The following is a 9,798-nucleotide window of genomic DNA, read 5'->3' on the forward strand; positions in this document are numbered from 1 at the left end:
CCCTGCATCAAATGTCTATATCTACACCACCATCATCATCGGCAAGCTTAATAATGCTGCCTTTCTTATCCTTTTCATCCAGCCCGTCCAGATCATCATCAGTGTAGGCATCTTCTTCAACATCATCGTCCAGAAGATCATCAATGAGGTCAGCGGAATCCTCATCACTCTCATAACTGGCGGACAGATCCTGCTCCCTGGAAATAAAATCCATGTCATCAAACAAAAGCTCCCTGCGGTCCTCTCCATCTTTAAAAAGAGAGATCACAGCATCGGCAATGGGCTCTGCAAAACCAGCAGGAGGATACATGTTGTGGGTCCGCAATGCATTCACCAGAAACTCTTTTCCAGCTTCAATGGCGGCTTCCACGGTTTCTGATGTAAAATTTTCCTCACAGAGCAGAGAAAAAATACCAGTTTCCAGCTCGGCGTATTCCTTAACGATCAGGGAATTTTCTGCATCCCTGGATAAAATATACTTCTGCTTCATCGAAATCTCCTTCAGGTCCGACTCTTTCGGATCCGGTGTGGGAAGGCAAAATAAAACTTTTATATTATAGACGCTCACTCCTGTCTGTCAACAAAGGCCTTTGCCGAATAATTTTCCAACCCCTTCATACCATACATACCAGTTCTTTTATGCGTAAAAAATCATTGACCAGAAGCATTCCTTAATGCTATCTCTTCTACCCGTTGCTGGAGGAGTGGCCGAGTGGCTGAAGGCGGCGGTCTTGAAAACCGTTGAGTGTCAAAGCTCCGTGGGTTCGAATCCTACCTCCTCCGCCACGAAGTTATACGGAGAGATGGCCGAGTCGGCTGAAGGCGCACGCCTGCTAAGCGTGTATGCGTCAAAAGCGCATCGAGGGTTCGAATCCCTCTCTCTCCGCCACTTAATAAATCCAAGAGAAATAGATATAAAAGAAAAGGGAGTGTCGAATGCGGCAGCTCCCTTTTTTATATTGCAGGAAACAGGGCAATAAGCCTGAAGTCAGAAAGGGCCCGAAGCATAAAACAAAGCTCTTTTTGAATTTAAAGATTGAAAAGCCTGAATCCGATGGCTAAAATTCATTTTTTTTAAGAAGACCATCTGCCTGCATGAAAAAAAGGCAGACAACCGGATTTTTACGGAGAAAAATATATGAATGACCCACAGACCCCGGAACACAAAGGTATAGCTTCCCTTTTCAACCATTCTGAAATCAAACATTTTCTTAAAAACTATCTGATCTTTATCGGTATTGTTGAGGCTGTCATTTTCTTTGTCTCCTTCATAGGACAACTGGGACCGGAAAGCAGCAGCTTCCCATGGAAATCCTATTTTTTTGCTGCCTTTATTATTCCCGTAGCCATCACCTTCCTTTTGGGTATTTTTGTTGTCGGATTCAATAAATATCTCTATGGCCAGAACCCCCTCTATGATGAAGATGCCTTTGCAGGAGATCCGGACGCCAGCAAAACCACCCTGCGCATACAGGCTTTTCTTAGAACAGTTCGCCAGCTACCCTTTCTCTTTATCCTTGTTCTCCTTGGACTGGGAGCCGGCATTGTCTATAAAGTTGAAGATATATTTGCCTTTATCGCACGTTTTGGTGAAAAATCAGCACAGTACCTTCTCATTTCACTGGGCGTACTCCTCCTTGTAGGCACCATCTTTGCCATTCTCTGGATGGTTCTCAATTACAAGCTCCAGAAAAAGGCCATCACCTTCCGCCATCAATATAAAAATGAGGTTGTCAAACGCCTCGGGCTGGTGATCCTTGAAGACGACACTGTCATCAATCAGGACGGAGAAGTTGTCACAACCCCCTCCTATCCACCCCATCAAGCTGAACTCCTGCCGCCCGGGATTAAAAAACTTAAAGCAACCTCAAAACCACCTATCCAGCTGCCCCCCGACTCCATCGATACCATGGGAGGAACCCGCAAGACTAAGACTCCGGGAAATTCTTCTTCAGATCATGGGGGCCAAGAATCTTGATATCATAACGCTGCAGATCCGGATTCAGCCCCCTGTTAAAAGCGACGCCAAAATCCATGTCCGCATCCCGAACCACAAGGCCGGTCATGCGGACATGGGCCGTCCTGGAACCGGGCAGGGGAAAAGCCATGCGAACTTCTGCCCCCGCAGGAGGAATATCACATGCAGCAATCCTTGCACCATCTTCAGATATATCCAAAATCATGCCCCTGTAAGCCCTTTCTTCCACAACAAAGTCTACCTCTGCCAGATAGGGAATACGTGGGCCTTTCCTCTTTTCCTGCTGCTTCTCCACATCGCCGCTCTCCAACCTGAGCAAAAGATCCCTGCGCTCATCATAACTCATGCCCAGAATATGATGCACAAGCCGTTGTGTAACATTTGCCAGGTTATCTTTTTCCGGCTTCTTATATTTTTCCATATCTCACCTTTTTTCATGCTATCCAGCATGCATTGTAAATGAAAACAGATTTTTCTTTCCAAATTAACAAAGACAGGCATACCGAAAGGGAAAATCTTGGCAATAAAGGCACAGTCTGATAAAGAAAATCCAAGTATAAAAAGTCTGCTTCTTTTCACTATATCCATAAAAGCTGTAATTAAGGAGAAACCCTTTGAAAAAAATTGCCATCCTTGCCGGAGACGGTATTGGTCCGGAAGTTATGCATGAAACCATCAAGGTTCTGGATGCCGTCCAGAAAAAATTTGGTTTTTCACTGGAATACAGGCAGGCCGATGTCGGCGGTGCCGCCATTGACAACCATGGTGAAGCCCTGCCCCAGTCCACCCTTGAAACCTGTGAATGGGCCGACGCTGTCCTCTTCGGCTCCGTAGGCGGACCCAAGTGGGAACATCTCCCCCCTGCCCAACAGCCGGAAAGGGCAGCCCTTCTCCCTTTACGTAAACATTTTGGCCTTTACTGCAACCTAAGGCCTGCAAAAATTTTTCCTTCCCTCACAGCAGCAAGCCCCCTTCGGCCAGATATTGTCAAAGACGGGTTTGACATTCTCTGTGTCCGGGAACTCACAGGAGATATATACTTCGGCCAACCCAAGGGCAGAGAGGGCAGCGGTTCCGAAGAAAAAGCCTATGACACCATGGTCTATTCCCGCTATGAAATCGAACGCATTGCCCGCATGGCCTTTGACTTTGCCCGTAAGCGGAAATGCCGGGTTGCCAGCGTGGACAAAGCCAACGTACTGACCACCATGGTTCTCTGGCGGGAAGTGGTAACAGAGGTTGCCAAAGACTATCCAGATGTGGCCCTCACCCATATTTACGTGGATAATGCAGCCATGCAATTGGTCAAAGATCCCCATCAGTTCGATGTACTGCTCTGCGGCAACATGTTCGGGGATATTCTTTCCGATGAATGCGCCATGATCACAGGCTCCATGGGGCTTCTGGCTTCTGCCAGCCTGAATGAGGAAAAATTCGGTCTTTACGAGCCTGCGGGCGGATCTGCACCGGACATAGCAGGCAAAGGGATTGCAAACCCCATTGCCCAGATTCTTTCTGCTGCCATGATGCTCCGGTTCAGCCTTGACCTTAACGAAGCTGCCGATGCCATTGAAGATGCCGTAGCCAGAACCCTTGATGACGGTATCTACACAGCAGATCTCGGAAAAGACGCATCTAAAACTGTCAACACGGCTGGCATGGGCGATGCCATCTGTGCCCGCATCAGCGCCTGATGCTCACAGGCAGTGGCCTTTCCGGCCACTGCCTTTTTAAAGAGGCCCCATGTCCGAAAACTGCTGGCTGGTAAAATCAGAACCCGATACCTTCTCCATTCAGGATCTGGCCCTGCGCCCAAACCAGACTGAGGGCTGGGATGGAGTCCGCAATTATCAGGCCCGAAACTTTCTCAGGGATGGTATGAAAAAAGGAGATCCTGTCCTTTTTTATCATAGCAGGATCAAAAAGCCTGCCATTGTGGGCCTGTGTTCCGTCGTCCGCGAAGGCTACCCCGATGCCAGTGCATGGCACAGGGATTCAGCCCACCCCGACCCCAAAAGCACACCGGAAAACCCCATCTGGTATCAGGTGGATCTCTGCCTTAAAATCATATTTCAAAGTCCTGTTCTCCTTGAGAACTTAAGGAAAGATCCTCAGATGCAGGAAATGATCCTGCTTAAAAAAGGAAACCGGCTTTCCGTTATGCCAGTATCCACTGCCCATTACCGCCTTATTATGGAAATGGCGGAAATACCCATAAATTCAGAACTGGCATGAATGAGCGTAAAAAGAATGTAAAATGCCCACTCTCCCTTTCCTGCGGGTCAGTGTATAAAATCTGGAATAACCTTTTCTGATTCAAGAAAATTCCAGGCTTCTTCCAGCTTCTGCATCAGGATTTCTGCATCCTTCACCTGCTTTGAAACCTTTAGAAAAACCCCTATCAACTCAAGGGATGAAGACCGCACCTCTTCTTCAATGGACATCACCCGCATAGCATGCTCTGCCGCACGCCGGTAATTGAGAAGATAGTCACCCCTGCCTGCAGCAAGCTGACGAAAAGCATGGATATGATCCGATGCCTCCATCAGCTCCACACCATTATCAGGATCCTTAAGCTCATTAATCAAACCGCCATAGCTGTAGCCCCTGATCACAATGACTCTATTACCGTAAAGATCTTCTTTTTTTGCCGGAAGTTTTTTCTCACCAAAGGCATAAACACTCATATCAATGTTTGTTATATTTTTTTTACTGTAGAGAACCCTGCCTTCCAGTTCGGGAACATTTTTTACCCCGAGAAAAACATGACACCGCCCTTGGGCAATATTCCAGTAAAGCCTCCTAGGTGGATAAACGACCATATCATAGGTGTATCCAGCATGATCCAGTATGCTGGTCAAAAATTCCATCAGAATACCGCCTGGCTTTCCATCCGGCCCCACTTCATACAGGGGTGGCAGATCAAGAATACCCACATGAAGTTTTTCCGGGCCTTCTGCCCCGGCAGGCCTCATAAGAATCAATAATAAAAAACAAAGGAATATTTTTTTCAGCATATGATATCCGATCTTAAAAAAACTTCTGCCCCAAAGGCCTTGCTGCAGGTCTTTTCTCTTTTACTACCACCCTACACTTTAAAAAGACTGGTTTTCACCTGAATGCTATATTAGACTTGCCCCGTCTTTCTTCGGACAGACTCAAAAGAAAATGCATTCCCATATTGAACAATAGTTTTAGAAAATTATTTTTCTTCTAACCTACACAAGCGGTCTTAACATTGTCAACATATAAGCCAGCAAATAATAACTCTACAGAAAAAAGACTGAACCGCATACACAGGGCCTCTTCAGAAACCCTTATTGCGGATCGTATGACAATTCGTAAAAAAATTCGAAGTTTCCGTCATGACATTAAAAAAATACCAGAGGAAAAACAGGAGCAGAACCTCATCTTCCTTGAAAAAAAACTAACTGAAGCAAAAGAACGTTTTTATGAACGCAAAAAGAAGCTCCCCCGGACCTCCTTTGACACAAACCTCCCCATAACCGCCCATAAAGACGCCATAATCAAGGCCATCCAGGATAATTCCGTTGTCATTATTGCCGGAGAAACGGGTTCCGGCAAGACAACCCAGCTCCCCAAACTCTGCCTTGAAGCAGGCAGAGGCCAATATGGACGCATCGGCTGCACCCAGCCCCGCCGTATTGCCGCCTTAAGTGTGGCCGAGCGCATAGCAGAGGAGCTGCACACAACTCTGGGACAGGCCGTTGGCTGTAAAGTCCGTTTCCGTGATCAGACCGGACAAGATACCATCATCAAGCTCATGACCGATGGCATGCTTTTATCAGAAACCCTGTCGGACCCTTTTTTGAATCAGTACGACACCCTGATCATCGATGAAGCCCATGAACGCAGTCTGAATATCGATTTTCTTCTGGGTTTTCTCATTCGTATTACCCAGAAAAGAAAAGACCTGAAAGTCATCATCACATCCGCCACCATTGATACGGAAAAATTTTCCACAGCCTTCGCAGGTGCCCCGATTCTTACCGTATCCGGCCGCATGTACCCCGTTGAGGTCCGCTATCAGCCCCAGCCCGAAGAAGAGGAAAAAGACAGCCCTTCCCTTGCGGAACAGGTGGCAAGGGCCATAGATGAGCTTGTGACGGAAGGCCCATTCGGAGATATCCTTGTCTTTCTGCCAACAGAATACGATATACGGGAAGCATGTGATCTACTCAGCGGACGAAATTATAAGGGGGCTGTCATCCTTCCGCTCTATGCCCGCCTTACAGGTACGCAGCAGCGCAGGGTCTTTCAACCAGCTGACGGCAGAAAAATAGTCGTTGCCACCAACGTTGCTGAAACCTCCCTTACCATACCCGGGATTCGCTACGTGGTGGATACGGGTGTGGCCAGAGTTCCTCGATACATACCAGGTATACGAAGCACAAGCCTTCCCATTGTACCCATCTCAAAATCCAGTGCAGATCAGAGAAAAGGACGTTGCGGCCGTGTTGCCAACGGGATATGTATCCGCCTTTACTCCGAAGAGTCCTATGAAGCCAGAGAACGTTTTACCACCCCTGAAATCCTAAGGGCCAACCTTGCCGATGTTCTTTTGAAAATGACAGCCCTGCGTCTGGGAGACATACGGGACTTCCCCTTTGTGGACAGACCCGCAGACAGATTGATTAAGGATGGTTACGATATTCTGCAGGAACTCGGTGCCATCTGCCCAGTAAAATCCCAGAAAAAAGAAACATCAGGCTTTGAGCTGACGTCTGTGGGAAAACGAATGGCATCCATCCCTCTGGATCCAAGAATTGCCCGAATGCTTGTGTCAGCAGAAGAACTCGGATGCGTCGAAGACGTAGCGGTTATCGCCGCTGGCATAACGGCCGTAGACCCAAGGGAAAGACCAGAAGACAAAAAGCAGCAGGCACTACAGGCCCAGAAAAATTTTGTCGATCCTCTATCCGATTTTATCACGCTGCTAAATATCTGGAAAAAATTTATCGAAGAAAGCCGGGGCAGTCTTGGTATCGCCCCTTTGAAAAAATTTACGGAACGATATTTTCTGTCTTTTAAGCGCATGCGTGAATGGCGGGATTTATCCCTTCAGATTATTGAAATGCTGGAAGAGACAGATATCAAAGCCGAAATAACACAGCAGCCTGAAGCAAGCCCTGATGCTTCAGGCCCCTTCAGCCCCAGATACGAAGCCATTCATAAGGCCATCCTGACCGGACATTTATCCAATATTGCCCGCAGAAAAGACAAAAACATCCTGCTGGCTTCCAGAAACCGGGAAGTGATGATTTTCCCTGGTTCCGGACTCTTCAATAAAAATCCTGACTGGATTGTTTCTGCTGAAATGGTCGAAACATCAAGACTTTTTGCCCGATGCCTTGCTTCCATAGATCCATTATGGGTGGTGGGAGCAGGTGGCAGCCTGATAAGTGAAAGCCTCTATGCCCCCCACTGGGAAAAAAACAAAGGCAGGGTCATGGCCTTTCGCAGACGCAGCCTTTACGGTCTCATCCTGACGGACAGGGAGTCAGTGCCCTTTGGCACAGAAGACCCTGAAACTGCAACACGGATTTTTATCCAGAGCGCTCTGGTTCAGGGAGAGCTGAAACAGCTCCCACCCTTTCTTATCCACAACCAAAAAACACTAGAAGAAGTGCTTGCAAAGGAAGACCGTCTGCGTCGCAGGGATCTTTTTGCCGGAGAAAATGCGATCTTTGATTTTTACGCGTCCAGAATTACAGGCATCTTTGATATCAGAACCCTTTTAAATGAGATAAGAAAAAAAGGAGATGACAGTTATCTGCGCATGGAGGAAAAGGACTTGCTCTTTGGGGATACGGACACAAAAATCTTAGCCCTTTTCCCGGAAAAAGTCTCACTGGGTAAAAAAGAACTTTTCCCATGCACTTATTCTTTCAATCCGGGAGAAGATTCCGATGGTATCAGTGTACGGATCCCCCTTGACCTGTCTGCTGAAATCAACCCCCATGAAACAGAGTGGCTAATTCCCGGCCTCTTTTGCGAAAAAATAGAAGTTATGCTGAAAGGTCTCCCTAAAATCATACGTAAACGCCTTGTTCCACTACCGGATACGGCAAAGGACATTGCAAAGGAGCTGAAGCCCGATGGCAAGCCCCTGGCCATGGCCTTAAGCCGCTTTCTCTACCAGCGTTACAATGTGGATGTAGCACCGGCCCGGTTCAATGAAATCGACCTGCCTGACCATCTGCGCATGAGACTTTGCCTTACGGACAGCAGCGGAAAAATTCTCTCAGTATCAAGAGATCCGTCAGTTCTAAGGGAAAACATTCAAAATACCCGGAAAAACAAGAAACTGGAAATATTCCGGGAAAAATGGGAAAAGAACCCGGTAACCATAAGGGAACTGGACGGAATGCCCGAACGCCTGAGTCTGGATCCAGAAAATCCGGATAGCGATCTTGTTTTCACAGCCTTTAGCATTACGGAAAATGGAGTAGGCCGAAGCCTTTTCACATCCAGGTCAGAAGCCCGTTATCACCATGAAACAGCCATGGCACAGCTTTTGGAAAAAGAACTGAAATCAGAAATTGCACACCTCAAAAAACATTTGACTCTTCCTGCAGATACCCGGGAAATCCTGCTCCATTTCAGTGGAAAGGAAGCCTTTGAGCAAAATCTTAAGGAAGCTGTCTGCGCCCCCATGACAAGACTGGACATCCGATCCGAAAAAGCCTTTCTGGATGCCCTGTCAAAGGCAAAAGAAAACCTGATTCCAGAGGGCAAAAATCTTATAAAAGCCGTACTCCCTGTACTTTATGCGGCCCAGGAAGTCCGTGATATTTTTTATTCCTTCAGAAAAAAAGGTGGCGCAAAAACCATTTCTTTTCTTGAAGAAATGGATAAAGAGATGCAGCGTCTGATTCCGGAAAATTTTGTAAAGCTTTATTCATCGGAAAGAATAATGCATTTCCCCCGCTACCTCAAAGCCATGGTCATCCGCATCCAGAGAGCTTCGGAGGATTTTTCAAAGGATGCACGGAAACAGACTGAAATAAAGCCCTATGAAAACGCCCTGAAGGAGATCCTCTCGGAGCTGAGTCCCCATGTATCTGAAGAAAAAAAGAATGAAGTGGAAAATCTTTTCTGGATGATAGAAGAATTCAAAGTCTCTGTTTTTGCGCAGGAAGTAGGTGCCCTTGGTCCCATTTCAGCAAAACGTCTGAAAGAACAGATACGACGCATTCAAAATCTTGTCTAAATATTAAAAAAAGAAAAGACTTCTCTACAGGGGTACCCTTCACGGGTGCCCGCTGACAAGCGTAAACCACTACCCACTATTTTCGAGCCGAAGAGACAGCTCTGGGAGATAAAAAGATCAGGGAAAGGCAAATTAATCAGATCAAATAAAAAACGCCCTGTCTTCGAGGTGAAATCACCTTGAAGGCAGGGCGTTAAAAGAATCCGGCGGCGTCCTACTCTCCCACACAGTTGCCCATGCAGTACCATCGGCGCAGTCAAGCTTAACTTCCGTGTTCGGGATGGGAACGGGTGTGACCTTGACGCCATCGCCACCGAAAATTGTATTTCGATGTATTGTATTAAAAAAGAACTAAAGGCTTTTATACCTTATTCATTCATGCGTCGAGTTATTTTTTTTATCTATGACAAGCTCATTAAAACCAAAGCGCTTTTGCTGCAATCAAAGATCACCAATATTGTGGCTAAGCCTCACGACCGATTAGTACCGGTAAGCTCCATGCATTACTGCACTTACACACCCGGCCTATCAACCTTGTAGTCTCCAAGGGGTCTTTAGCTGACTTGACGTCAGGGGATATCTAATC

Annotated in this window: 7 protein-coding genes, 2 tRNA genes and 2 rRNA genes; 6 read left to right on the top strand and 5 right to left on the bottom strand. The window is 46.9% G+C overall.

Features of this window, described 5'->3' with window-relative positions; all coding sequences use genetic code 11:
- Positions 1-7 precede the first annotated feature (7 nt).
- Positions 8-490: a hypothetical protein gene (locus FIM25_RS07650; RefSeq protein ID WP_139447922.1), complete on the bottom strand. Its 483-nt coding sequence runs from the start codon at positions 488-490 to the stop codon at positions 8-10.
- A gap of 208 nt (positions 491-698) precedes the next feature.
- Between FIM25_RS07650 and FIM25_RS07655 the strand changes: the two genes are divergently transcribed.
- The 3 genes from FIM25_RS07655 (at position 699) to FIM25_RS07665 (ending at position 1,978) form a co-directional block, all read left to right on the top strand.
- A tRNA-Ser gene (locus FIM25_RS07655) sits at positions 699-786 on the top strand.
- 11 nt (positions 787-797) lie between these two features.
- A tRNA-Ser gene (locus tag FIM25_RS07660) sits at positions 798-889 on the top strand.
- 249 nt (positions 890-1,138) lie between these two features.
- On the top strand, positions 1,139-1,978 hold the full coding sequence (locus FIM25_RS07665) for a hypothetical protein (protein ID WP_139447924.1): 840 nt from the start codon (positions 1,139-1,141) through the stop codon (positions 1,976-1,978).
- Here the strand turns inward: FIM25_RS07665 and FIM25_RS07670 are convergent.
- Positions 1,929-2,399 (bottom strand): PilZ domain-containing protein, encoded by a 471-nt coding sequence (locus FIM25_RS07670; RefSeq protein WP_139447926.1) that lies wholly within the window; start codon positions 2,397-2,399, stop codon positions 1,929-1,931. The two genes, FIM25_RS07665 and FIM25_RS07670, sit on opposite strands and share 50 nt — an antisense overlap.
- Positions 2,400-2,592: 193 nt before the next feature.
- Between FIM25_RS07670 and leuB the strand changes: the two genes are divergently transcribed.
- Both leuB and FIM25_RS07680 read left to right on the top strand, forming a co-directional pair.
- The gene (gene leuB, locus FIM25_RS07675) at positions 2,593-3,672 is read left to right on the top strand and encodes a 3-isopropylmalate dehydrogenase (protein ID WP_139447928.1); all 1,080 of its coding nucleotides are present in this window, start codon (positions 2,593-2,595) and stop codon (positions 3,670-3,672) included.
- A 49-nt stretch (positions 3,673-3,721) separates the two neighbouring features.
- Positions 3,722-4,213, top strand: coding sequence for an EVE domain-containing protein (locus FIM25_RS07680; protein WP_139447929.1), 492 nt, complete (start codon positions 3,722-3,724; stop codon positions 4,211-4,213).
- Between the two features lie 47 nt (positions 4,214-4,260).
- On the opposite strand, the gene FIM25_RS07685 is transcribed toward FIM25_RS07680, so the two are convergent.
- Positions 4,261-4,995 (bottom strand): substrate-binding periplasmic protein, encoded by a 735-nt coding sequence (locus FIM25_RS07685; RefSeq protein ID WP_139447931.1) that lies wholly within the window; start codon positions 4,993-4,995, stop codon positions 4,261-4,263.
- 221 nt (positions 4,996-5,216) lie between these two features.
- Here FIM25_RS07685 and hrpA point away from each other — a divergent pair, with 221 nt between their 5' ends.
- Positions 5,217-9,212, top strand: coding sequence for an ATP-dependent RNA helicase HrpA (gene hrpA / locus FIM25_RS07690; protein WP_179953242.1), 3,996 nt, complete (start codon positions 5,217-5,219; stop codon positions 9,210-9,212).
- Between the two features lie 201 nt (positions 9,213-9,413).
- Here hrpA and rrf read toward each other — a convergent pair.
- Positions 9,414-9,530: ribosomal RNA gene (rrf, locus tag FIM25_RS07695) — 5S ribosomal RNA — on the bottom strand.
- A 141-nt stretch (positions 9,531-9,671) separates the two neighbouring features.
- Positions 9,672-9,798: ribosomal RNA gene (locus FIM25_RS07700) — 23S ribosomal RNA — on the bottom strand; the annotation flags it as partial.

The sequence above is a fragment of the Desulfobotulus mexicanus genome (assembly GCF_006175995.1).
Classification (GTDB): Bacteria; Desulfobacterota; Desulfobacteria; order Desulfobacterales; family ASO4-4; genus Desulfobotulus; species Desulfobotulus mexicanus.